At 68.8% G+C, this 24,220-nt stretch carries 24 protein-coding genes and 1 tRNA gene; 15 read left to right on the top strand and 10 right to left on the bottom strand.

The genetic code is table 11. The features are described from left to right. From BM436_RS03900 to BM436_RS03940, 9 genes are all read left to right on the top strand, one after another. Positions 1-930: carboxyl transferase domain-containing protein (locus BM436_RS03900; RefSeq protein WP_307664207.1), on the top strand; the 930-nt coding region annotated here is incomplete at its 5' end. Between the two features lie 12 nt (positions 931-942). Further along, the gene (locus BM436_RS03905; protein WP_093553756.1) at positions 943-1,728 is read left to right on the top strand and encodes an enoyl-CoA hydratase/isomerase family protein; all 786 of its coding nucleotides are present in this window, start codon (positions 943-945) and stop codon (positions 1,726-1,728) included. A 34-nt stretch (positions 1,729-1,762) separates the two neighbouring features. Further along, complete coding sequence (gene bioA / locus BM436_RS03910; protein ID WP_093553759.1) at positions 1,763-3,112, top strand: adenosylmethionine--8-amino-7-oxononanoate transaminase; 1,350 nt, start codon at positions 1,763-1,765, stop codon at positions 3,110-3,112. A 3-nt stretch (positions 3,113-3,115) separates the two neighbouring features. Next, positions 3,116-4,312: an 8-amino-7-oxononanoate synthase gene (bioF, locus tag BM436_RS03915; RefSeq protein ID WP_093553761.1), complete on the top strand. Its 1,197-nt coding sequence runs from the start codon at positions 3,116-3,118 to the stop codon at positions 4,310-4,312. Then, positions 4,302-5,168 carry a dethiobiotin synthase gene (gene bioD / locus BM436_RS03920; protein WP_093553763.1) on the top strand — a complete coding sequence of 289 codons (867 nt, stop codon included), beginning with the start codon at positions 4,302-4,304 and terminating at the stop codon, positions 5,166-5,168. Before bioF ends, bioD begins: the two co-directional genes overlap by 11 nt. An 18-nt stretch (positions 5,169-5,186) precedes the next feature. Continuing rightward, the gene (gene bioB, locus BM436_RS03925) at positions 5,187-6,236 is read left to right on the top strand and encodes a biotin synthase BioB (protein WP_093553765.1); all 1,050 of its coding nucleotides are present in this window, start codon (positions 5,187-5,189) and stop codon (positions 6,234-6,236) included. A gap of 75 nt (positions 6,237-6,311) precedes the next feature. Next, complete coding sequence (locus tag BM436_RS03930) at positions 6,312-8,366, top strand: acetyl/propionyl/methylcrotonyl-CoA carboxylase subunit alpha (RefSeq protein ID WP_093553767.1); 2,055 nt, start codon at positions 6,312-6,314, stop codon at positions 8,364-8,366. A 10-nt stretch (positions 8,367-8,376) separates the two neighbouring features. After that, positions 8,377-9,309 carry a 2-hydroxyacid dehydrogenase gene (locus BM436_RS03935; RefSeq protein WP_093553769.1) on the top strand — a complete coding sequence of 311 codons (933 nt, stop codon included), beginning with the start codon at positions 8,377-8,379 and terminating at the stop codon, positions 9,307-9,309. Position 9,310: 1 nt separating this feature from the next. Then, positions 9,311-10,222, top strand: a complete 912-nt coding sequence (locus tag BM436_RS03940) for a hydroxymethylglutaryl-CoA lyase (protein ID WP_093553771.1) — start codon at positions 9,311-9,313, stop codon at positions 10,220-10,222. Positions 10,223-10,237: 15 nt separating this feature from the next. Here the strand turns inward: BM436_RS03940 and BM436_RS03945 are convergent, their stop codons facing one another. The 3 genes from BM436_RS03945 to BM436_RS03955 form a co-directional block, all read right to left on the bottom strand. After that, positions 10,238-12,661 carry an ABC transporter permease gene (locus tag BM436_RS03945; protein ID WP_229488974.1) on the bottom strand — a complete coding sequence of 808 codons (2,424 nt, stop codon included), beginning with the start codon at positions 12,659-12,661 and terminating at the stop codon, positions 10,238-10,240. A gap of 121 nt (positions 12,662-12,782) precedes the next feature. Further along, positions 12,783-14,066: an efflux RND transporter periplasmic adaptor subunit gene (locus BM436_RS03950; protein WP_229488976.1), complete on the bottom strand. Its 1,284-nt coding sequence runs from the start codon at positions 14,064-14,066 to the stop codon at positions 12,783-12,785. Between the two features lie 182 nt (positions 14,067-14,248). Beyond that, positions 14,249-14,325: transfer RNA gene (locus BM436_RS03955), tRNA-Pro, on the bottom strand. A gap of 120 nt (positions 14,326-14,445) precedes the next feature. Here BM436_RS03955 and BM436_RS03960 point away from each other — a divergent pair. Continuing rightward, positions 14,446-15,144: a hypothetical protein gene (locus BM436_RS03960; protein WP_093553773.1), complete on the top strand. Its 699-nt coding sequence runs from the start codon at positions 14,446-14,448 to the stop codon at positions 15,142-15,144. Positions 15,145-15,147: 3 nt separating this feature from the next. Here the strand turns inward: BM436_RS03960 and rsmI are convergent, their stop codons facing one another. Further along, the gene (gene rsmI, locus BM436_RS03965; RefSeq protein ID WP_093553775.1) at positions 15,148-16,053 is read right to left on the bottom strand and encodes a 16S rRNA (cytidine(1402)-2'-O)-methyltransferase; all 906 of its coding nucleotides are present in this window, start codon (positions 16,051-16,053) and stop codon (positions 15,148-15,150) included. Positions 16,054-16,063: 10 nt separating this feature from the next. Between rsmI and BM436_RS03970 the strand changes: the two genes are divergently transcribed. The 5 genes from BM436_RS03970 (at position 16,064) to BM436_RS03990 (ending at position 19,772) form a co-directional block, all read left to right on the top strand. Further along, positions 16,064-17,518 (top strand): penicillin-binding protein activator, encoded by a 1,455-nt coding sequence (locus BM436_RS03970; protein WP_229488989.1) that lies wholly within the window; start codon positions 16,064-16,066, stop codon positions 17,516-17,518. Between the two features lie 21 nt (positions 17,519-17,539). Then, a complete protein-coding gene (locus BM436_RS03975) occupies positions 17,540-17,890 on the top strand; it encodes a YraN family protein (RefSeq protein ID WP_093553777.1) in 351 nt (116 codons plus the stop codon). Positions 17,891-17,959: 69 nt separating this feature from the next. Further along, on the top strand, positions 17,960-18,556 hold the full coding sequence (locus BM436_RS03980) for a phosphoheptose isomerase (protein WP_093553779.1): 597 nt from the start codon (positions 17,960-17,962) through the stop codon (positions 18,554-18,556). Then, positions 18,549-19,181, top strand: a complete 633-nt coding sequence (locus BM436_RS03985; RefSeq protein ID WP_093553781.1) for a BON domain-containing protein — start codon at positions 18,549-18,551, stop codon at positions 19,179-19,181. Before BM436_RS03980 ends, BM436_RS03985 begins: the two co-directional genes overlap by 8 nt. 72 nt (positions 19,182-19,253) lie before the next feature. Then, positions 19,254-19,772, top strand: a complete 519-nt coding sequence (locus BM436_RS03990) for a TlpA disulfide reductase family protein (RefSeq protein ID WP_093553783.1) — start codon at positions 19,254-19,256, stop codon at positions 19,770-19,772. A 39-nt stretch (positions 19,773-19,811) separates the two neighbouring features. On the opposite strand, the gene BM436_RS03995 is transcribed toward BM436_RS03990, so the two are convergent. The 6 genes from BM436_RS03995 to lipB all read right to left on the bottom strand — a co-directional run bounded on the left by BM436_RS03995 (position 19,812) and on the right by lipB (position 24,145). After that, on the bottom strand, positions 19,812-20,696 hold the full coding sequence (locus BM436_RS03995) for a DUF3034 family protein (RefSeq protein WP_093553785.1): 885 nt from the start codon (positions 20,694-20,696) through the stop codon (positions 19,812-19,814). Between the two features lie 14 nt (positions 20,697-20,710). After that, positions 20,711-21,184 carry a group I truncated hemoglobin gene (locus tag BM436_RS04000; RefSeq protein WP_093553787.1) on the bottom strand — a complete coding sequence of 158 codons (474 nt, stop codon included), beginning with the start codon at positions 21,182-21,184 and terminating at the stop codon, positions 20,711-20,713. Positions 21,185-21,273: 89 nt separating this feature from the next. After that, complete coding sequence (locus tag BM436_RS04005; RefSeq protein ID WP_093553789.1) at positions 21,274-21,696, bottom strand: PaaI family thioesterase; 423 nt, start codon at positions 21,694-21,696, stop codon at positions 21,274-21,276. A gap of 75 nt (positions 21,697-21,771) precedes the next feature. Further along, entirely contained in the window at positions 21,772-22,437 is a 666-nt protein-coding gene (locus tag BM436_RS04010; protein WP_093553791.1) for a uracil-DNA glycosylase, read from the bottom strand. A gap of 14 nt (positions 22,438-22,451) precedes the next feature. Further along, complete coding sequence (gene lipA / locus BM436_RS04015) at positions 22,452-23,438, bottom strand: lipoyl synthase (protein ID WP_093553793.1); 987 nt, start codon at positions 23,436-23,438, stop codon at positions 22,452-22,454. Further along, positions 23,435-24,145, bottom strand: coding sequence for a lipoyl(octanoyl) transferase LipB (lipB, locus tag BM436_RS04020; RefSeq protein ID WP_093553795.1), 711 nt, complete (start codon positions 24,143-24,145; stop codon positions 23,435-23,437). Before lipB ends, lipA begins: the two co-directional genes overlap by 4 nt. Positions 24,146-24,220: the final 75 nt, after the last annotated feature.

A 24,220-nucleotide genomic window follows, 5' to 3' on the forward strand; every position in this document is an offset into this window, starting at 1 on the left:
GTGACGGCCGAGGACCTGGGCGGCGGCGACGTGCACACGCGCCTGTCCGGCGTGGCCGACCACCTGGCGCAGAACGACCTGCACGCGCTGTCGCTGGCGCGCACCATCGTCTCCAACCTGAACCGCGTCAAGCCCCAACAGGGCGCCTTGCGGGAGGCTGTGGAGCCGAGGTATCCGACCCAGGAGCTGTACGGCGTGATCCCGGTCGACACGCGCAAGCCCTTCGACATCCGCGAGGTGATCGCCCGCATCGTCGACGGCAGCGAGTTCGACGAGTTCAAGGCGCGCTACGGCGCCACGCTGGTGTGCGGCTTCGCCCACATCTACGGCATGAAGGTCGGCATCATCGCCAACAACGGCATCCTGTTCTCCGAATCCGCACTCAAGGGCGCGCACTTCATCGAGCTGTGCGCGCAGCGCAAGATCCCGCTGGTGTTCCTGCAGAACATCACCGGCTTCATGGTGGGCCGCAAGTACGAGAACGAGGGCATCGCCCGCAACGGCGCCAAGATGGTGACCGCCGTGGCCACCGCCGCCGTGCCCAAATTCACCGTCATCATCGGCGGCAGCTTCGGCGCCGGCAACTACGGCATGTGCGGCCGGGCCTACTCGCCGCGCTTCATGTGGATGTGGCCCAACGCGCGCATCTCGGTGATGGGCGGCGACCAGGCGGCCTCCGTGCTGGCGACCGTGAAGCGCGACGGCATCGAGGGCAAGGGCGGCCAGTGGTCGGCCGACGAGGAGGCGGCGTTCAAGCAGCCGATCAAGGACCAGTACGAGCACCAGGGCCACCCCTACTACGCCACCGCGCGCCTGTGGGACGACGGCGTGATCGACCCCGCCGACACCCGCATGGTGCTGGGCCTGGGCCTGTCCGCCGCGCTCAACGCCGAGATCCCGGACACGAAGTTCGGCGTGTTCCGCATGTAAGGAGAGACGACCATGACCTATGAAACCCTGCGGATCTCCATCGAAGGCAAACTGGCCACCGTGACGCTGAACCGTCCGGAAGTGCGCAACGCCTTCAACGAAAAAACCATCAACGAAATCACGCTGGCATTCGATGAACTGGGCGCCAGCGACGAGGTGCGCGCCATCGTGCTGGCGGCGAACGGCGCCGCCTTCTGCGCCGGCGGCGACTTGAACTGGATGAAGGCCATGGCCGGCTACACGGACGCGGAGAACACCGCCGACGCGATGCAACTGGCCGACATGCTGCGCACCATCTACCTGTGCCCCAAGCCGGTGGTGGCCAGGGTGCACGGCGACTGCTACGCCGGCGGCATGGGCCTGGTGGCCGCGTGCGACGTGGTGGTGGCGGCCGAGGCGGCCAATTTCTGCCTGAGCGAAGTGAAACTGGGACTGATTCCGGCTACCATTTCACCTTATGTGATCAAAGCCATGGGCGAAAACGCCGCGCGGCGCTACTTCCTGACCGCCGAGCGTTTCACGGCGGCGGAGGCGCACCGCGTCGGTTTCGCGCACGAGGTGGTGCCGGCGGCCGATATCGACGCGAAGGTCGCGGAGATCGTGAAGGCCCTGCTGGCCAACAGCCCGAACGCGGTCAAGGAGGCGAAGACGCTGGTGCGCGACGTGGCCGGCAAGCCGGTCGACGACGCCATGCTGGCCGACACGGCGCGGCGCATCGCGCAGATCCGCGCCTCCGAACAGGGCCGCGAGGGCGTGCGCTCCTTCCTGGAGAAGCGCAAGCCCTCCTGGCTGAATTAGCCGGCGAACCCGTGGCATAACGAATGGAGTACTTTTGGAACCGAACCGACAAAGCGATTGGGTAGCACGCAGCCTGCGTAGTGTGTGGCACCCGTGCACGCAGATGCAGCACCACGCCCAGGGGGACAACCATGTGCCGCTGATCCCGGTCAGCCACGGCCGCGGCGCCTGGCTGTACGACCACGAGGGCCGGCGCTACCTGGACGCGATCAGCTCCTGGTGGGTGAACCTGTTCGGCCACGCCAACCCGCGCATCAACGCCGCGCTGAAGGACCAGCTGGACCGGCTGGAGCACGCGATGCTGGCCGGTTTCACGCACGAGCCGGTGATCCAGCTGTCCGAGCGCCTGGCGGCGCTGACGGGCCACCAGCTGGGCCACGCGTTCTACGCCTCGGACGGCGCCTCCGCCGTGGAAATCGCCTTGAAGATGAGCTTCCATTCCTGGCGCAACAACGGCCGGGGCGACAAGCAGGAATTCGTCTGCCTCAAGGGCAGCTACCACGGCGAGACCATCGGCGCGCTGGCCGTGACGGACGTGGCGCTGTTCAAGGACGCCTACGGCCCGCTGCTGCGCGCCACGCAGACGGTGATGTCGCCGGACGCGCGCCAGGCCGCCGAGGGCGAGACCGCGCAGGACGTGGCCCGCCGCGCCGCCGCCGACGTCGAGCGCCTGTTCAATGAACGCGGCGACAAGATCGCCGCCATCATCATCGAACCGCTGGTGCAGTGCGCCACCGGCATGGCGATGCACGACCCGCTGTACCTGCGGCTGGTGCGCGACCTGTGCGACCGTCATTCGGTGCACTTGATCCTGGACGAGATCGCGGTCGGCTGCGGCCGCACCGGCACCTTCTTCGCCTGCGAGCAGGCCGGCGTGTGGCCGGACTTCCTGTGCCTGTCCAAGGGCATCAGCGGCGGCTACCTGCCGCTGTCGCTGGTGCTGTCGCGCGAGGAGGTCTACCAGGCCTTCTACAGCAACGATGTGACGCGCGGCTTCCTGCACTCGCACTCCTACACCGGCAACCCGCTGGCCTGCCGCGCCGCGCTGGCCACGCTGGACATCTTCGAGGAGGACAATGTGCTGGTGAACAACCGCGCGCGCGCCGGTCGCCTGGGCAAGGCCCTGGCGCCGCTGGCCGGCCACGAGCGCATCCGCAACGCGCGCAACCGGGGCATGATCTGGGCCTTCGACGCCGTCGGCGTGGACAGCGCCTTCTCGCGCCGCTACTTCGCCGAGGCCACGCGCCAGGAACTGCTGCTGCGCCCCATCGGCTCCACCATCTACCTGATGCCGCCCTACATCCTCGACGACGAGGAAATCGACGGCCTGGCGGCGCGCACGCTGGCCGTGTTCGAGGCGACGCTCGCGGGCCAGGGGGGATAGGCGATGGAACTGCTGGCCAAACTGCAAACACAACTGGACGACCTCGAGGCGCGCAGCCTGATACGCAAGCGCCGCACGGTCGAAACGCCCTGCGGCCCGCGGCTGCGGGTGGACGGCCGCGACATGCTGTGCTTCAGCAGCAACGACTACCTGAGCCTGGCGGGCCATCCGCGCGTGGCGGAGGCGCTGCGCGAGGGCGTGTCGCTGTACGGCGCCGGCAGCGGCGCCTCGCACCTGATCAGCGGCCATAGCCGCGCGCACGCCGAGCTGGAGGAGCGCCTGGCGGACTTCGTCGGCCCCTACCTGGAGTCGCCGCGGGCGCTGTACTTCTGCACCGGCTACATGGCCAACCTGGGCGTGTTGAACGGCCTGGCGGCCGGCGACAAGAACACCGAGATCTTCTCCGAGTCGCTCAACCACGCCTCGCTGATCGACGGCGCGCGCCTGTCGCGCACCGCCTTGAAGGTGTATCCGCACGCGGACGTGGCGGCGCTGGCCGTGCTGCTGGCCGACAGCACCGCGACCAACAAGATCGTCGTCACCGACAGCGTGTTCAGCATGGATGGCGACCTGGCGCCGCTGCCCGAGCTGCTGGCCCTGTGCGAACGGCACGGCGCCTGGCTGGTGGTGGACGACGCGCACGGCTTCGGCACGCTGGGCGAGAGCGGCCGCGGCGCGCTGGAGCACTTCGACCTGCGCTCGCCCCACCTGGTCTACATGGGCACCCTGGGCAAGGCGGCCGGCGTGGGCGGCGCCTTCGTCGCGGCGCACAAGGTGGTGATCGAAACGCTGATACAGAAATCGCGCCCCTACATCTTCACCACCGGCGCGCCGCCGGCGCTGGCGCACGCGCTGCTGGCCAGCGTCGACATCATCGCCGGCGACGAGGGGCGGGAACGGCGCGCGCACCTGCAGGCGCTGGTGGGCCAAATGGAACGCGGCCTGCAACTGGAGCGCTGGCGGCTGCTGCCGTCGCGCACGGCGATCCAGCCGGTCGTCATCGGCGAGAACGCCGAGACCATGCGCGCGGCCACCGCGCTGTACGCGCAGGGCCTGTGGGTGGGTGGCATCCGTCCACCCACCGTGCCGGTTGGCACGGCGCGCCTGCGCGTGGCGCTGGCGGCCGGCCACACCGCCGCCGAGGTCGGGCAACTGATCGCCGCTTTGAACGCACTGGAAAGGACCAACCATGAGTCTTGATGACATCACCTCCGCGGCCATCGCGCCCCACGCGGACGCGCCGGACGTGCTGGTGGCCGACGCCACCGGTGGCGCCGCCGCCGTCGGCGGGGTTGTGCCGGCGGCGCCGGCCACCGCGCCCGCCGCCGCCGCGGCGCCCGCCGGCTGGCCGCCGCGCTTCTGCTGCTTCGTGACGGGCACCGACACCGAGATCGGCAAGACGCTGGTCTCGTCCGCGTTGCTGCACGCGCTGGTGCAGCAGGGCGTGCGCGCCTGCGGCATGAAGCCGGTGGCCGCCGGCGCGGAATTGCGCGACGGCGCGCTGCGCAACGACGACGCCGACCAGCTGATCGCGGCCGGCAACGTCACCATGCCGCAATCGCTGACCACGCCCTACATGCTGAGGGAGCCGGCCGCGCCGCACATCGCCGCCGCCCTGGAGGGCGTGACCATCGATCCGGTGCCCATCCTGGCCGCCTACCTGGAAATCGCCGCCGCGTCCGACGCGGTGGTGGTGGAGGGCGTGGGCGGCTTCCGCGTGCCCCTGAACGACACCTTCGACACCGCCGACCTGGCGCAGCAATTGAACCTGCCGGTGATCCTGGTGGTAGGCTTGCGGCTGGGCTGCATCAGCCACGCCTTGCTGACGGTGGAAGCCATCGCCGCGCGCGGACTGAAGCTGGCGGGCTGGGTCGCCAACGAAACGCAAGCCGAAATGAACTTCGCCGACGAGAACGTCGACGCGCTGAAGCAGCGCATCGACGCACCGCTGCTGGGCCGGATACCGCGCCTGGCGCAGCCTGGCGCTGCCGCCGCCGCCGAATACCTGAATCTGGCCGGGCTGCCGAACTGGCCGTCCCGCCGCAACACCATTTGAATACAACGAGGAATCAACATGTCGCAAGCGAATCTGCAAGAACCGAAAGCCGTCGAACTGCACCGTCCCGCCAAGGCCATCACGCTGCCGGAGGCCGCCACCTGGCCACTGGACGACGTGATGGCGCTGTTCGAGCTGCCCTTCAATGAGCTGATGTTCCGCGCCCAGCAAACCCACCGGGCCAACTTCCCGGACGGCGACGTGGAACTGGCCACGCTGCTGTCGATCAAGACCGGCGGCTGCGAGGAGGATTGCGGCTACTGCCCGCAGGCCGCGCGCTACGACACCGGCGTGGAGGCCAAGAAGATCCTGGACCTGGACACGGTGCTCGACGCCGCCCGCCAGGCCAAGGACAACGGCGCGACCCGCTTCTGCATGGGCGCCGCCTGGCGCAGCCCGAAGGATCGCGACATGGACAAGGTGGAAACCATGGTGCGCGAGGTGAAGGCCCTGGGCCTGGAAACCTGCGCCACGCTGGGCATGCTGGAGGAGCAGCAGGCCGAGCGCCTGAAGGCCGCCGGCCTGGACTACTACAACCACAACCTGGACACCGCGCCCGAGTTCTACAACAACGTGATCTCCACCCGCGAATACCAGGACCGCCTGGACACGCTGGGCCACGTGCGCAACGCCGGCCTGAAGGTCTGCTGCGGCGGCATCGTGGGCATGGGCGAGACGCGTCTGCAGCGCGCCGGCCTGATCGCGCAGCTGGCCAACCTGAACCCCTATCCCGAGTCGGTGCCGGTCAACCACCTGGTGCAGGTGGAGGGCACGCCGCTGCACGGCATGGACCCGCTGGACCCGTTCGAATTCGTGCGCACCATCGCGGTGGCGCGCATCACGATGCCGAAGGCGCGCGTGCGCCTGTCCGCCGGCCGCCGCCAGATGGGCGAGGCGGTGCAAGCCATGTGCTTCCTGGCCGGCGCCAACTCCATCTTCTACGGCGACAAGCTGCTCACCACCGACAACCCGGAGGCGAACGACGACCGCGCGCTGCTGGCCAAGCTGGGCCTCTCCACCCGCGCCAACACGCTGGAGTCGGTGCAGAAGGAAAGCTGCGCCTGCTAAGGACGCGGCGGTGACGGGAAACACCGCACGAACACTCATAAAAAATACCGGCCACGAGCTGAATAGAGAGAGACCATGTTCAAGAAAATCCTGATCGCCAACCGTGGCGAGATCGCCTGCCGGGTGGCCGCCACCGCGCGCCGCCTGGGCATCAAGACCGTCGCCGTCTACTCCGAGGCGGACGCCAGCGCCAAGCACGTCGCCGTCTGCGACGAGGCGGTGCTGATCGGTTCCGCCGCCGCCAAGGAAAGCTATCTGCGCGGCGACAGGATCATCGCCGCGGCCCAGGCCACCGGCGCCCAGGCCATCCACCCCGGCTACGGCTTCCTGTCCGAGAACGCCGGCTTCGCGGACGCCTGCGCCGAGGCGGGCCTGGTGTTCATCGGTCCGCCGGCTTCGGCGATGCGCGCGATGGGCTCCAAGTCCGCCGCCAAGTCGCTGATGGAAAAGGCCGGCGTGCCGCTGGTGCCGGGCTACCACGGCGACGACCAGGACGCCGACTTCCTGCACGGCCAGGCCGACCGCATCGGCTATCCGGTGCTGCTGAAGGCCTCGGCCGGCGGCGGCGGCAAGGGCATGCGCGTGGTCGAGGACACGGCCGCGTTCAAGGACGCGCTGGCCTCGTGCAAGCGCGAGGCGATCAGCTCCTTCGGCGACGACAAGGTGCTGGCCGAGAAGTACCTGCAGCGCCCGCGCCACATCGAGATCCAGGTGTTCGCGGACACGCTGGGTAACTGCATCCACCTGTTCGAGCGCGACTGCTCGGTGCAGCGCCGCCACCAGAAGGTGCTGGAGGAGGCGCCCGCGCCGAACATGACGGACGAGCGCCGCGCCGCCATGGGCGCGGCCGCCGTGGCGGCCGCGAAGGCGGTGGGCTACGTGGGCGCCGGCACGGTGGAATTCATCGCAAACCAGGACGGCTCCTTCTACTTCATGGAGATGAACACCCGCTTGCAGGTGGAGCATCCGGTGACCGAGATGATCACCGGCACCGACCTGGTGGAATGGCAGCTGCGCGTGGCCGCCGGCGAGCCGCTGCCGAAACGGCAGGACGAGCTGGCGATACACGGCCACGCCATCGAGGCGCGCATTTACGCGGAGAACCCGGAGAAGGGCTTCCTGCCGTCGATCGGCACGCTGCGCCACCTGGAGACGCCGGACGCGGTCAATTTCGAACTGGGCGGGGTCCCGGGCCACCCTTCCGGCGTGCGCATCGATTCCGGCGTGCGCGAGGGCGACGCCATCTCGCCCTACTACGACCCGATGATCGCCAAGCTGATCGTCTGGGGCGCGGACCGCAAGCAGGCGCTGGCCCGCATGTCGCAGGCGCTGTCGCAATACCGGATCGTCGGCCTGGCGGCCAACATCGCCTTCCTGAAACGCCTGGTGGAGGGCGAGGCCTTCGCCACGGCGGACCTGGACACGGGCCTGATCGAGCGCCACCACGACACGCTGTTCCCGCCGCCGCGCCCCGCCGCCGAGGGCGCGCTGGCGCTGGCCGCCGTGGCGCTGATCGAGGCCGAGAAGGACGCGTCGGCCGCGCAGTCCGGCGCCAACGCCGGCGACCCGTGGGGGCAGGCGCTGGGCTGGCGCATGAACAACGCCTACACGCGCGGCCTGTCGTTCAGCGACGACTACGCGGCGGCCCTGCCGGCCAAGGCCTACGACGTGCGCGTCACCTACGACGGAGCGGACTGGCGCTTCGAACTGCCGGCCCGCCCCGGCCACGCGCCGCGCGCCTTGAGCCTGATGTCGCGCCAGGGCACGGACTTCAGCATCAAGCTCGGCGACACGGCCGTGCATGGCGGTGTGCGCCGCGACGGGGACGTGTTCCACGTCTTCACCGGCGGCGCGCACTACGCGCTGGACTACAACGACCCCATGGCCCACGCGGGCGAGACCGAGGCCGAGGGCGGCCGCCTGACCGCGCCCATGCCCGGCAAGGTGGTGGCCGTGCTGGCCGCGAAGGGCCAGGAAGTGAAGAAGGGCGACCCGCTGGTCATCATGGAGGCGATGAAGATGGAACACACCATCTCCGCTCCGCATGACGGCGTGGTCGAGGATGTGCTGTACGCGGTCGGGGACCAGGTGGGCGACGGCGCCCCGCTACTGGCCTTCAAGGCCGCCTGAGGAGGACGGGATGCGTATTTTGCTGCACAGGGCGGATGGCTCGCACGAGCCCTGGATCAAGGACTTCGGACGCCATCTGCCGGAGGCCGAGGTGCATGTCTGGAAGGAGGGCGAGCGCGCGCCACGCTGCGACTACGCGGTGCTGTGGGCGCCGCCGGAGGCGATGCTGCGCGACCTGGCCGAGGTGAAGGCCATCCTGCTCACCGGCGCCGGCGCGGACGCCATCATGAAACACGAGGCCCGGCTGCCCAGGCACATCCCCATCGTCCGCCTGGGCGACGCGGGCATGGGCATGCAGATGGCGGAGTACGTGACGCACGCGGTGCTGCGCTACTTCCGCCGCATGCACGAATACGAGGCGCAGGCGCGCGTGGGCGACTGGCTGCAGCTGCCCTACGGCCACAAGGAGGATTTCGCGGTGGGCGTGCTGGGCATGGGCGTGCTGGGCACCCGCGTGCTGGAGGCGTTGAAGACCTTCGGCTTCCCGCTGCGCGCCTGGAGCCGCACCGAGAAGTCCATGGAGGGCGTGCAGTGCTTCCATGGCGAGAGCGGCCTGGACACCTTCCTGCGCGGCTCGCGCGTGGCCGTGTGCATGCTGCCGCTGACGGCGGAGACCGGCAACATCCTCAACCGCGCCAACATGAGCAAGCTGCCGCAGGGCGCCTTCGTGATCAACGTGGCGCGCGGCGCCCACCTGGCCGAGCCGGACCTGCTGACGCTGGTAAAGTCCGGCCACATCGCCGCCGCCACGCTGGACGTGTTCCGCAACGAGCCGCTGCCGGCGCAGCACCCGTTCTGGCAAGAGCCCCGCATCACCATCACGCCGCACATCTCGGCCCTGACCTTGCGCCGCGAAAGCGTGCTGCAGATCGCCGGGAAGATCCGCCTGCTCGAGCTGGGGCGGCCGGTCGCGGACACCATCAACCGAGAGCAAGGATATTGAAATGAGCAGTCTGCCCAAGCAAGTGAAGATCGTCGAAGTGGGCCCGCGCGACGGCCTGCAGAACGAGAAGGAAACCATCTCCGCCGAGGTGAAGACCGAACTGGTGAACCGCCTCACCAGCGCCGGCTTCGCCAACATCGAGGCGGCGTCGTTCGTGTCGCCCAAGTGGGTGCCGCAGATGGCCACCAGCAAGGAGGTGATGGCCGCGATCGCGCGCAAGCCCGGCACCATCTATTCCGCGCTGACGCCGAACATGCAGGGCTTCGAGGCGGCGCTGGCCGCCAGGGCGGACGAGGTGGTGATCTTCGGCTCGGCCTCGGAGGCGTTCTCGCAAAAGAACATCAACTGCTCGATCGCGGAATCGATCGCGCGCTTCGTCGACGTGGCCAAGGCGGCCAAGGACAACGGCCTGCGCCTGCGCGGCTCGGTCAGCTGCGCGTTCGGCTGCCCCTACCAGGGCGAGGTGCCGCTGGACGCGGTGGCGGACGTGGTGGGCCGCATGCGCGACCTGGGCTGCGACGAGATCGACATGGCCGACACCATCGGCGTGGCCACGCCGCGCAAGACGCAGGCGGTGATGGAACGCGCCGCCGGCGTGTTCCGGCTGGATGGCCTGTCCGGCCACTTCCACGACACCTACGGCCAGGCGCTGGCCAACATCTACGCCAGCCTGGAGGTGGGGATCGCGATCTACCACTCGTCCGTGTCGGGCCTGGGCGGCTGCCCCTACGCCAAGGGCGCGACCGGCAACGTGGCCACCGAGGACGTGCTGTACATGCTGAACGGGCTGGGCATCGAAACCGGCATCGACCTCGACATCGTGGTGGACGCCGGCCAGTACATCTCCAGCGTGCTGGGCCGCAAAGGCTCCAGCCGCGCCGGCAACGCCCTGGCCGCCAAGCGCGCGGGCTAGGCACCCAAGCCGAGCTTAGTCGCGCAGCGCGCGCGCCGGCGCGATGCGCATCGCCGCCAGCGTATGGCGCGCGGTCGCCGCGGCCACCACCAGCGATGTCAGCGCCAGCGCCACCACCGGCGCCCACCCGCCCAGCGCCGAGCGCTCGGCGAACGGCGCCAGGTAGCGCTGTATCGCCAGCCACGCCGGGGGCAGCCCGGCCACCGCGGCGGCGGCCGTCAGCAGCAGGAATTCGCGTCCGACCAGCGCGCCGATGGCCCTGCGGCCCGCGCCATGCAGCTTGCGCAGCACGATCTCGCGCTCGCGCCGCTGCACGCTGTGCGCGGCCAGCACATGGATGCCGAAGGCCGCCAGCGCAAACACCACCACCGTCGCGCAGGCCAGCAGCCTGGCCAGGCGCACATCGTCGGCATAGGCGCGCCGGTAGTAACCGGCGGCGGCTTGCATCAGCGGTTCGCGGTCCGGGTAATAGCGGCTCCACGCGGCGGCGATGTCGCGCTGCAGCGAGGCCGGCGCGTCGGCGCGCATCCGCACGGTGAGCAGCCTGCTGTCGCGCGCCAGATCGTAGACGATGGGCCGCGCCGGATCGCGCAAGGTCTCCCAACGCAGGTCCGGCGCGATGCCGATGACGCGCTGCCGGGTGCCGTCGATGCGCTGGCCCAGCGCCTGCTGCGCCGATTGCCAGCCCAGCGCGCGCAGCGCCGCCATGTTGATCATCACGTTCTGCTCGCCGTCCTCCGCCAGCCGGTCCACGGCCGGATCGAAGCCGCGCCCGGCCAAGGCCCGCAGGCCGTAGACGCGGAAGAAATCCGGGCCGACCATCTGCACCGACAGCGCGACCTCGCTGCCGTCGACGCGCCTGGCGCTCTCGCTGCCGCGCGTGCCGGTGCCGTTGTCGCGTCCCGGCACCTCCCGGCTGTCCGCCACGCCCTCGACGCCCGGCAGTCGCGCCACCGCGTCGCGGAAGGCGGCGGCGACGGGCTCCGTCGCGCTCTCATGCAACTCCACCACCAGCAGCGGCGCCGGATCGAAGCCGGGCGGCGCGGCGGCGGCGAACCGCGTCTGCCACAGGATGGCCAGGGCCACGCTGGCCATCGCCATCGCGGCGGCGAACTGGGCGGCCGTCAGCAGGCGCCGCGTCCAGGCGCCCCCCGCGGTCTCGCCGCCGCGGTGCGCCAGCGTCTCGCGCACGTCGACGCCGCGCGCCAGCCAGCCCGGATACAGGCCGGCCGCGGCGCCGACCAGCACGCCGAACAGCAGGCCGGCGGCGGTCGCCTCCGGCGTGAACATGCCGGCCAGCTGGCGCTCCAGCAATTCGGACGCCAGCGGCAGCAGCAGCCAGGCCATCAGCAAGCCCAAGGCGGCGGCGGCCAGCGACAGCAGCACCGCCTCGGCCATGAACTGCCGCAGCAACTGGCTGGTGGTGGCGCCGAGCACCCGGCGCACGACGATTTCGCGCTGGCGCCGCAGCGTGCGCACCGTCGCCAGGTTGACGTAGTTGACCACCGCCAGCAGCAGGACCAGCAGCCCGGCCGCGCCGATCGCCAGCACCATGGCCCGGTCGCCGCGCTGGCCGGTGCCCATCGTATTGGCGACGCTGCGGTCGAAATAGGCGTCGGCCAGCGGGCCGAGGCCGATGTCGACCATCTTGCGGCCGCCCAGCGCGAGCTTCATTTCCGGCGCCGACAGATTCTGCCAGGGCGCGCGGTCGACCGCGTCCTGCAGCGCGGTTTGCAAGGCTCGCGGCGTCACGGTGGCGCCGGTCTTGACGTAGATGCGCCCGCCGATGCCCATCCAGTTGGACAGCGCGTCGAGGCGCTCGCGCTCCGGCCACAGCGCGCTGCCGGTTCCCACCAGGGCCGTGAACTGCACGGTACTGTTGGATGGACGGTCGGCCAGCACGGCGCGCACTTGCAGCGGCTGCCGGTCGATCTCCACGGTACGGCCCAAAGCGGCGGCCTCGCCGAACAGCCGCAACGCGGTTTGCCGTGTCAGCGCCAGGCCGTCCGGCCGGGTCAGGGCCTGCCGCAAATCGCCTTCCACGGCATGCAAGCCGGCGATGTCCTGGAAGGCGGGATCGACGGCGGTGACGTCGAACTCCAGCGGGCGGCCCCGCAGTTGCAGCGTGGCCTTGCGCGGCCACCATGCGCTTACCTGCAGCGGCAATCCGCTTTGCAGCGCCACGCCGCGCAGCGCGAACGGTGTGTACTCCATCCACTGCGGTTGCGGGATGAAGTTGAGGCGGTGCTTGATCACGAATACGCGCTCGCGGTCCGGCACGTCGCTGTCGTAGCTGAAGGAATAGTGGACAAATCCCAGCAGCAGGAAACAGACCGCAAAGCCGGTCGCCAGGCCGAGGATCTCCACCGCGGAATGCAGCGGCTGACGCAGCAGCAGGCGCCAGCCGACGCGAAAGTCGCACAGGTTCATGGCGTTCATGCCGCTTGCGGCGCGCGCGATCGCCACCCGCCGCCGCTGGCCAGGATATCCCCTGCCCGATGGATTTTGCCGATGCCGACGAATTTGAGCATGTGCGTCCCTTGTTGGTTGTGGTGTGAATTTACTGCGTAATTTGCAGCCTGGGCGAATTTCCGTAGGCCGCGTAGCTGGACAGGATGACCCGGTCGCCCGCGGCCAAGCCCTCCAGCACTTCGATCTGGCTGTTGCTGCGGCGGCCGACGCGCACCGCGCGCCGCTGCGCGCCGCGGCCCGTGGCGTCGAGCACATAGACCCACGCGCCGCCGCTGTCGTTGATGAAGGCGCCGTTGGGCAGCAGCAGCGCCCGTGCCGGCTCGCCCAGCGTGATGCGCGCGTCGAGGCTCTGGCCGGGATTGAGCACCGGCGGCTGGCCGTCCTTGAACACCAGTTCGATCCCGAAGCGGCCTTCCTTGATCTGCGGGTAGATGGCGCCAATGGCGACGGCATAGCCACGCTCGTCCTGTTTGACGCTGCCGGTGCGGCCGACGGCCATGCGGTTCAGGTAGTACTCGTCCACGCTGGCCGAAAGCTTGAAGCGCCGCGGATCGTCGATGCGCCCGATGTTCTTGCCGGTGGCGATGGATTCGCCCACCTGCAGGCGGAAGTTGGTCAGCCGGCCTTCGGCCGGCGCGCGCACGGCCAGCGCGTCAACGGTGGCGGAGACCAGCTTCAGGCCGGAACTCAGGCCGCGTATCGCGCCCTCCAGCTGCCGCTCGGCTTCGCGCCGCACGTCCGTCTCGGCGGCGGCCGCCTGCCGCTCCCGCGCCAGCGCGCGCTGCTGCTGGGCGAGCCTGTCCGCCGATTCCTCCAGCGCGACTTCGGAGATGTAGCCTTGCGCCGCCAGCCTGGCGTTGCGCGCGTGCTGCTTGCCCACCTGGTCGAGCGCGAACCGCAGGTCGTCCAGCCGCCGCCGGTGCTCGCTGACGCTGGCTTCCTGCGCGACGCGCAAATTGGAGAGGTTGAAAATGCTGACCGCGTGCTCGGACTGGCGCGCCAGCAGCTCCAGGTTGCGCTGCGGGTTGGAGATGCGGAATAGCAGCTGGCCTTTTTTCACCAACGCCCCGTCGGTCGCGAAGACTTCCTCCACGCGCCCCGATTCCACCGCGTCGAGGATCACGGCGTTGAGCGGTTCGGCGCTGGCGCGCACCACGATCTCGTCGACGAACACGCCCTGCGCCGCCTGGCCGATACGCAGGCCGGCGCCTTCGACCCGCAGCCCGCGCGGCATCCACGCCCACAGCGCGCAAGCGCAAACCGCCGTCGCCGCCAACGCGGCAAGCGCGATGGCGACGCCTTTGCCGCGTCGCCGCGGCAAAGCCGTGTCCATCGCCGCGCCGCTGGGGGGAATGTTTTTTTTGATGTGCATGCAGGCCTTACCGCAAAGGCCGTGCCATGCCGGAAACGGGATCGTCCGGGGGCGCGCGGACCGCCGGTGTTCATTTCCGGACGGTGGCGCATGTTCGCAAGCGGACAGTCGCCGCCCGGGCATCCGGGCGGCGGAATGGAAAAAGCCCGTGTGACGTTGCCATCACACGGGCTTTTAAATTTTGGTCGGAGTACAAGGATTCGAACCTTGGACCCCCTGGTCCCAAACCAGGTGCGCTACCGGGCTGCGCTACACTCCGAAGAAGCAAGATAATACTAGCCGGGTTTACCATCGTCAAGGGTTGGCCGGAAAAAACTTCGGAAAACCCGCTTTTTCCGGTTTGTGCGACACTATATGCAACATATTTAAGCAAAGCATCATGTCCGCGCTGAATTCAACCGTCCGCTATGGCGTGGCCAGGCCGTCCGGCATCACGACGGGCCTGCTGATCTCGCTGCTGCTGCACGCCATGCTGATCTATGGCTACCGTCTGGGCGGAACGTCCAGGGCGCCGGCGCTCGCGCCGCCGGAAACGATGACCGTGTGGCTGCGTCCGCCGCCGCCCGCCCCCCGGGAATTGCCGCCGCCTCCGCCTCCGCTGGCGGCACGGCCGGAACAGCCCGCGCCCGCGCCCGCCAAGCCGCGCAGGAAACCCGCCGACAGACCGGAAACGGCGGCGCCGGCCAGGCAGTCCGCGACGATGACCCTGGTGATGCCGCCGGCGCCGGCCGCGCGGGATCAGGAGCGGGAACGGGAAGAGAAACCGGACGCGAAACCGGACACCGCCGCGCGCGGCGACCCGCCCGATCCCTTCGCCGAGCCGGCGCCTCCGGCCGGCGGGAAATTCGATATCGAGGCCGCGCGCCGCACGGCGCGCAAGGTGGCCAACGAGCGCGACCCGGCCAAGGCGGGCACGGCGGTGAGCCAGTTCCCGGAAAAGCCTCTGGCCAGCGAGACCCCGCTGGCGCGCAGCATGGGCAAGGCCGCGCGCGCCGACTGCAAGGACGGCCTGCCGGGCGGCCTGCTGGCGCCGCTGCTGCTGTTGATGGACAAGAAGGACAGCGGCTGCAAATGGTAGCCGCTACGCGCCCGCTTTCAGTTGCAGCGCGCGGTCGTACAGCGCGTTCTTCTTGCGGCCGGTGATCTGCGCGGCCAGCGCGGCCGCCTGCTTGACGGGCAGCTCGGCCAGCAGGATGGACAATACCCGCTCGGCCTCCACGTCCTGTTCCTGCTCCGCCTCGGGCGCGCCCTCCAGCAGCAGCACGTACTCGCCCTTTTCCCGGTGCGCGTCCGCCGCCAGCCACCCGGCCGCCTCGGACAGGGGACAGCGGTGGATCTCCTCGAACAGCTTGGTCAGCTCGCGCGCGAACACCACCTGCCGCGCCGGTTCGAACGCCGCGGCCAGCGCGGCCACGCAGTCGACGATGCGGTGCGGCGCCTCGTAGAACACCATGGTCGCCGTCATGGCGCGCAGGCGCTGCAGCACGCCTTCGCGCTGCTTGGCCTTGGACGGCAGGAAGCCGACAAACAGGAACTGGTCGTTCACCAGGCCGCTGGCGGACAGCGCGGTCACGGCCGCCGACGGTCCCGGCAGCGGCATCACCCGCAGGCCGGCGGCGCGCACCGCGTCCACGATGCGCGCGCCCGGATCGGAGACGGCGGGCGTGCCCGCGTCCGACACCAGCGCGATACGCTCGCCCGCCCGCAAGCGCGCGATCAGCGTCTCGGCCACCTCGCGCTCGTTGTGCTGGTGGGCGGCGATCAGCGGCTTGTTCAGGCCGAAGCGGGTCAGCAGATGCGCGGTGTTGCGCGTGTCCTCGCAGGCCACCGCGTCGACCAGACTTAACACATGCAAGGCCCTCAGGCTTATATCCGCCACGTTGCCGATCGGGGTCGCCACTACATACAATGTTGCGATAGGATAGGTCTGACTGGCGGTCTCGCCCAGGACGGGCAGGGAGGCGATGCTGGTGGCTTGTGCTGTCATTGGAGGTAGGATGCTGCCTAAAAATGTGAAATTGCTGCTCGCGTGCCTGGCCGCCGGTTTCATCGGCGGCTGCGGCACGCCCTGCGGCGCGCCCGGCAGATTGTGCGCCCCCGTCACGTCAAACACAAGCACGCCCGCCCCCGCCCACCGCCAGGCGCCCGCCGCGGCGGATATGGCCGAGCCCGCATCAACCGCGCAAACCCACGCCATCGCCATGCCCGGCACGGCGGCCGGCGCGGGCATGTGGTCCGCCGGCCAATCCGGCACGCAGCCAACCGCCCAGGGCGGGGGCGCGCCGGACCCCGCCGCTCCTGCCGCCCCCGCATCCGCCGCTGCCGTGCCCGCCGCCTCCGCGGGCACGGGCGCCCAAGCTTCCGGCCAGCCCGGCCCGGCCGCCCCCGCCGCGCCGGCCGACGGCGCGGCGCCCTACCGCATCGGCCTGCTGCTGCCGCTGCGCTCGGAGACCCTGCGCCTGCCCGCCGAGGCCTTGCGCGCCGGCTTCATGGCGGGCTGGGAACGCGACCGCGAGGGCTACACCGTCACCGTGATCGAGACCGGCGACGCCGCGCCGGACGTGCTGTCGGCCTACGTCGCCGCGCTGGCGCAGCAGGACATGATCGTCGGCCCGCTGTCCCGCTCGGCCGTGACCGCCATCGCCGGCAGCGCGCTGGTGAACAAGCCCACCATCGCGCTCAACCATCCGGACGCCCGCGGCGAAACCGTGCTGCCGGCGCAGATGATGGTGATCGGCCTGTCCATCGAGGACGAGGCGCGCCAGACCGCCGAGTGGGCCGCGCGCGAACAGCCGGGCGCGGTCGCCTACGTGCTGGCCGGCAGCGCGCAATGGCAGCGCCGCAGCGCCAGCGCCTTCGCCGCGCAGTGGCAGAAGCTGGGCCACGCGGCGAAGGCGGTCGACCTGCAGGTGCTGAACGGCTACCTGAACGACGCCGAACTGGTGCAGCTGCGCGCCCGCCTGCAGGGCGAGTCGCTGATGATGCTGTTCGCCGCGCTGGACCCGGACCAGAGCCGCCAGTTGCGCGTGGCGCTGGCCGCGCCGCCGCTGGGCGACATTCCCATCTACGGCACCTCGTCGCTCAATCCCGGCAAGGCCAAGCTGGTGCCCGGCCCGGAAATGGACGGCGTGCGCCTGATGGACCTGCCCTGGCAGCTGCAGCGCGACCATCCGGCCGTGATGGTCTATCCCCGCTTGCAGGGCGGCGCGGACCGCAAGCCGGACGCCGACATGGAACGCCTGTACGCGCTGGGCATCGACGCCTTCCGCGTGGCGCGCGAGGTGGCGCGCGGCGCCGTCAAGCACGAGCCCGCCAAGTTCAAGCTGGACGGCGTGACCGGCCAGCTCAGCGTGCAGTTCGGCGACGGCCCGGCCCGTTTCGAGCGGCGCGCCCTGCCCGCCGTCTACAAGAACGGCGTGCCGGTGCCGGTGACCGCCCTGGTCCAGCCCTGAGAGGCTGAGAGGACGCCGCCCGTGCCGCAAACCCGCCACCAGCGCGACGGCCAGTCCGGCGAGGACGAGGCGCTGGACCATCTCCGATTGCACGGCCTGAGCCTGGTCGAGCGCAATTTCCGCTGCAAGGTGGGCGAGATCGACCTCGTCATGCAAGACGGCGACGGCCTGGTGTTCGTCGAGGTGCGGCGCCGCGCCGGCCTCAGCCACGGCGGAGCGGCGGCCAGCGTCACGCCGGCCAAGCAACGGCGCATGCTACGCGCCGCCCAGTTCTACCTGCTGCGCTACCGCCAACCGCCGCGCTGCCGTTTCGACGTGGTGGCCATCGACGGGCCGAATCTGAGCTGGCTGCGCAATGTGCTCGACGCCTAAGCCCAAGTGTAAGCATATTTAACAGCGCTTGTCCGGCCCGGCGGGGGACTGCACTATAATCCCCACACTATGAATACTCAACGCATCCTCTCCCACTTCCACGAAAGTGCCGAAATCAAGATCCAGTCCGCCACCGTGCTGGCGCAGCCGATAGGCCAGGCGATCGAACTGATGTTTTCGGCGTTGTCCAACGGTAACAAGATCCTGGCGTGCGGCAACGGCGGTTCCGCCGCCGACGCGCAGCACTTCGCGGCGGAACTGGTGGGGCGCTTCGAGCGCGAGCGCTTCCCGCTGCCGGCCATTTCGCTGGCGACCGACACCTCCATCCTGACGGCGGTGGCGAACGACTACAGCTACCGCGAAATCTTTTCCAAGCAGGTGCAGGCCTTCGGCCAGGCCGGCGACATCCTGCTGGCCATCTCCACGTCCGGCAACTCGGCCAACGTGATGGCCGCCATCGAGGCGGCGCTGGAGCGCGAGATGCGCGTGATCGCGCTGACCGGCAAGGGCGGCGGCGCCATCGGCAAGATGCTGACCGACGCCGACGTGCACATCTGCGTGCCGGCCGAGCGCACCGCTCGCATCCAGGAAGTGCACCTGGTGACCATCCATGCTTTGTGCGACGGCATCGACGTCGCATTGTTCGGAGGAGATGTGAATGAATAAAAATCGTGCAGTGTGGGTCCGCCCCGTGCTGATGGCTGTCGCGGGCGCGACGCTGCTGACCTCGCTGTCCGGCTGTGTCGGGCTGGTGGTGGGCGGCGCCGTGGCCGGCACCGTCGCCGCGTCCGACCGCCGCACGTTCGGCGCGCAGACCGAGGACAAGGCGATCGCCGTCAAGACCGAGCTCAAGCTGCCCAACCTGGTCGGCGACGCCGGCCACGTGAACGTGGCCAGCTTCAACCGCCGCGTGCTGCTGACCGGCGAGGTGCGCGACCAGGCCATGAAGGACCAGCTGGAAAGCGAAGTGCGCGCCATCGAGGGCGTGCTGTCGGTGACCAACGAGCTGGAAATCGCCGGCCCCGCCAGCTACACCTCGCGCTCGAACGACGCGCTGATCACCACCAAGGTGAAGGCCAGCCTGGTGGACGCCAAGGACATCTCGGCCAACTCCTTCAAGGTGGTGACCGAGCGCGGCAACGTCTACCTGATGGGCCGCGTGACCCAGCGCGAGGGCGCCCAGGCGGCCGAGATCGCGCGCGGCGTGGGCGGCGTGGCGAAAGTGGTCAAGGTGTTCGAGTACATCTCGGAAGACGAGTGGAAGCAATACCAGCCCAAGCCCCAGGGCTGAGGCCAGCCCGCTGCGGCGATCGGTGCGGCGTCATATAATGACCGCACCGTTTCGTCAGGGACCCGACACACCATGAGCACATCGACCTCCTCCACCGCCTGGATCAAGCCCGCGCTGGCCGCCGCCGTCATCGCCGGCTTGGGCGTGACCGCGTATTTCTCGTTGAACAGCCACAGCAGCGCGCCGGAGGTGACCTTCATCGGCATCAAGGGCGAGCGCATCACGCCGGCCAGCCTGCGCGGCAAGGTGGTGATGGTGAACTTCTGGGCCACCTCCTGCGCCACCTGCGTGAAGGAAATGCCGCAGATGGTGGAAACGTACAACAAGTACAAGGCCCAGGGCCTGGAATTCGTGGCCGTGGCGATGAAGGAGGACCCGCCGAACTACGTGGTGAACTTCGCCGAGACGCGCCAGTTGCCGTTCAAGGTGGCGCTGGACGTGAAGGGCGAGGCGGCCAAGGCCTACGGCAATGTGCAGATGACGCCGACCACCTTCGTCATCGACAAGGAAGGCCGCATCATCAAGCGCTACGTCGGCGAGCCGGAGTTCGCGGCGCTGCACAAGCTGCTTGAAAAGGCGCTGCAGGGATGAAACAAGGGACGCCGCGGCGTCCCTTTCCACATCCGGCCGTCAGAAGCCGGCCTGCAGCGACAGGTACCATCCCTTCTGCTTCTTCGGATTGAACACCGTGATGTCGCCCAGCGCCGCGTAGGCGGCCGTGAGCGACAGGTTGCGGTTGGGGAACCACGCCACGAAGGCGTCGTAATAGGCTTTTTCGTGGTCCACGCCCAGGTTGTGCGGCTTGTGGCGGTACTCGGCGCCCACGGCCAGCTTGCGCGTGAGCAGATAGGCCACCGAGGCCTCCGGCATCAGCTTCATGTTGTCGCCCTGGTCGCCGCCGAAGCCCAGGATGCCCATCTGGTTGGCCCGGGTGGCGCGCAGCGTGCCGTTCACCAGCAGGCTGTATTCGAACAGGATCTTGGTGGCGGACACGTAATAGTCGTAGCCGCTGTCGTCCTTGGCGCCCAGCTGCGTCACATTGCTCACGCCCAGCGCGCCCAGTCCGCCTATGCCCTTGTTTTTCTTGTACATGACGCCGACCGCCACCTGCGGCACCCACGTGTCCTGCTCGTAGACCGCGTCGCCCAGCAGGCGCACTTTCAGGCCGACGATGTCCTGCTTGATGCGCAGCTGGTCCAGTGGCGCCAGGTCGCCCTTGAAGTCCTGGCGCGCCAGCGACAGCTCCAGCCGGTCCGCGATGCCCACCGCCACGCCCCGCGTGGCCAGCGAATAGTCCTGCGTCTGGATGTGCGTGTAGTGCGCGTTGGCGCCCCAGCTGTCGCGCGAGCCGTAGCCGGCGATCAGCGCCCACGGCGTGAGGCCGCCGCCGCCCGCCCCCTCCACCTGGCTGACGCCGCCGGTGGCGATGAACTTGCCCATGTCCTGCCCGGACGCGGCGCCCGCCGTCATCAACGCGCACAGGACCGCCGCCAGCGTGCTTGCTGTTCTTTTCATGGTCGCATCCCGCTCTATTTGGTGACTATGTCGCGTTGCATCGGCGCGAGCTTGGCGATCAGCTTGTTCGACACGCTGGTCGGCACATGGTGCCGTTCCATCGCGATCTGCAAGTCCTCGGCCAGCGCGTTGAACTGGGCGTTGGTGATCTTCAGGTCGATGTGCACGGACTTCATGTCGCGCACGGTGCCCACGCCGTCCATGGTCTTGTCGCGGTATTTGCCGGTGTACTTGCACGGGCCGCCGCTGAACTCGCAGAACTGCTCCCGCAGCCGCAGGTTCAGCTGTTTCATGTCGAAGTCGGCGAAGGATTCCTTGATGCGGGGATCGGCCAGGACCAGCGTGATGAAGGTGTCGACGATCTTGCCGATACCCTCCTGGCCGCCGAGGCCGCGGTAGGTGGAGTCCTCGGTGTAGGGGGTTTGCGCCGTCGCCAATGCCGAGGCCAGCAGCAGCGCGAGCCCGGCGGTTTGGATGGTTTTCCTCATGTTGCTCCTTTGGAAAGGCCGTTCGTCATGGACAGAACCGCCCGCCAAATTTAACAGATCGCTCCGCGAAGCAACAATCGCCGCGCCGCTTATTTCGGATACAGGATCATTTGTGTGCAGCGGAACAACGCAATCGGCTTGCCGGTCGCCTGGTTGATCACGGTCGCGTCCCACACCTGGGTGGTGCGGCCCAGGTGCACCGCCTTGGCCGTCACCGCCACCACGCCGTCGCGCACGGTGCCCAGGTGGTTCGATTTGAGCTCGATGGTGGTGAAGTTTTCCGCTCCCTCGGGCATGTGGGCGTAGCAGGCGTAGCCGCAGGCCGTGTCCGCCAGCGTCACCACGCTGCCGGCGTGCAGGAAGCCGTTCGGCGCCAAGTGGTGGGGCGCCACCTCGAATTGCGCATCCAGTTCGCCTTCGCGGAGGGACAGGATCTGGATGCCCAGGTGGCCGGGCAGCTTGCCCTGGCCGCGCTGGTTCAGTTCGTCGACGGTGACTTTCGGAGTTTGCATGGTCGGTCTCTCAAGAAGGGGGAGCGACGATGATATCAATTTTTGCACGATCGTTCAGAAAGCCCTGCCGCGGGGTCAGGCCCAGGCGATCGGGGTCTTGCCTTTGGCGGACAGGTAGGCGTTGGCGCGGGAGAAGGGCTTGCTGCCGAAGAAGCCGCGATGGGCGGACAGCGGCGACGGGTGCGGCGAGGTGATCACGTGGTGCTTGCGGGTGTCGATCAGCGCCTTCTTGGCGATCGCGTAGCTGCCCCACAGGATGAACACCAGCTGGTCCCGCTCCCGCGACAGCGTGCGGATGGCGCTGTCGGTGAAGTGCTCCCAGCCTTTGCCGGCGTGCGATCCGGCCGTGTGGGCGCGCACGGTCAGCACGCTGTTGAGCAGGAACACGCCCTGCTCGGCCCAGTCGGACAGGTCGGTGCGGGTGCGCGCGGCACCGACGTCGTCGGCCAGTTCCTGGAAGATGTTTTGCAGGCTGGGCTGGGGACGGTTGCCGTCCGGGACCGAGAAGCAGAAGCCCATCGCCGCGCCGGGCGTGTGGTAGGGGTCCTGCCCCAGGATGACGACCTTGACGGCGTCGAAGGGCGTGAGGTCGAAGGCGCGGAAGATGTGCTTGCCGGGCGGGCAGCAGCGGCCCGCCGCGTACTCGGTCCGGACGAAGGACGTCAGGTTTTCCCAGTACGGCTGCTCGAATTCATCCTGGAGCCTGAGCTTCCAGGACGGTTCGATGCGGACCTCGGCCATGCGCGGCGCCGACCTTAGGCGTTTTCCAGGACCTTGTGCGCCTGTTCGTCCGCGTGGTACGACGAGCGCACCATGGCGCCGACGGCGGCGTGCTTGAAGCCCATCTTGTAGGCCTCCTCCTCGAACATCTTGAACACGTCCGGGTGCACGTAGCGGCGCACCGGCAGGTGGCTGTTGGACGGCGCCAGGTACTGGCCGATGGTCAGCATGTCGATGTCGTGCTCGCGCATGTCGCGCATCACCTGCAGGATTTCCTCGTCGGTCTCGCCCAGGCCGACCATGATGCCGGACTTGGTCTTCACGCCAGGGTACATGGCCTTGAAGTCCTTCAGCAGCTTCAGCGAGTGCATATAGTCCGAACCTGGGCGCGCCTCCTTGTACAGGCGGGGCACGGTTTCCAGGTTGTGGTTCATCACGTCCGGCAGGCCGGCGGCGAAGAGGTCCAGCGCCTTTTGCAGGCGGCCGCGGAAGTCCGGCACCAGCACTTCGATCTGGGTGTTCGGCGACAGTTCCTTGGTCTTGGTGATGCACTCGACGAAGTGCTGGGCGCCGCCGTCGCGCAGGTCGTCGCGGTCCACCGAGGTGATCACCACGTAGCTCAGGCGCAGCTTGGCGATGGTGTTGGCCAGGTTTTGCGGCTCGTCGACGTCCAGCGGGTCCGGGCGGCCGTGGCCGACGTCGCAGAACGGGCAGCGGCGGGTGCACTTGTCGCCCATGATCATGAAGGTCGCGGTGCCCTTGCCGAAGCATTCGCCGATGTTGGGGCAGCTGGCCTCCTCGCACACGGTGACCAGCTTGTTCTCGCGCAGGATGTCCTTGATCTCGTAGAAACGGGTCGAGGTGGAGGCGGCCTTGACGCGGATCCAGTCCGGCTTCTTCAGGCGCTCGATCTGCTCGATCGGCGTGATCTTGATCGGAATGCGCGAGGTCTTGCTGGCGCCTTTTTGCTTTTCGCTGGCGTTGTAAGCTGGGGCGGTGCTGGAGGTGGTCTCGGAGGTCATAGGCTGCTTGCCCTGGCGGGCTCTAAAGTTGATACGGTTGATGCGGCGTCCGGCTCGGTTGCGTGAAGCAGGTGTGCCAATTCGTTGGCCAGCGCCAGCTGCACATCGGCCAGCGGCGCCTCCACGCCCATAGAACGCATGTCTATGGTTTCCAGTCCGGCATAGCCGCAGGGATTAATCCAGGAGAACGGCGCAAGATCCATGCCCACGTTCAGCGACACCCCGTGGTAGGTGCAGCCGTTGCCGCGCACTTTCAGGCCCAGCGCGGCGATTTTCGCGCCCTTTTTCGGTCCGCCGGCGATGTAGATGCCCGGCGCGCCGTCCACGCGCTCACCGTCGAGATTATACGCCCGCAAGACGTTGATGATCGCCTGCTCGATTTTATGGACGAACTGGCGGGCGTACAGCTTGCCGCCCGGCTTGTTGCGGCGCAGGTCCATCAGCAGGTAGATCACGACTTGGCCTGGGCCGTGGAAGGTGACCTCGCCGCCGCGGTCGGTCTGCACCACGGGGATGCTGCTGGCGCCGGCCAGCAGGTGGCCGCGGTCGGCGCCCAGGCCCAGCGTGAAGACGGGCGGATGCTCGACGATCCACAGTTCATCGGGCGTATCGGCGGCGCGCGCGTCGGTGAACGCGCGCATCGCCGCGAAGATGGGTTCGTACTCGGCAAGGCCAAGCTGGCGTATCAGCGCCGGGGCAGTAGACATGGGCGGGACAGGGTTGGACAACCCCGCCATTATAAGTCAGTCCCGAATTACTTTCCCACCGTGCCTATTTTCTCA

Origin of the sequence: Pseudoduganella namucuonensis (assembly GCF_900116645.1) — a bacterium.
Lineage (GTDB): Bacteria > Pseudomonadota > Gammaproteobacteria > Burkholderiales > Burkholderiaceae_D > Rugamonas > Rugamonas namucuonensis.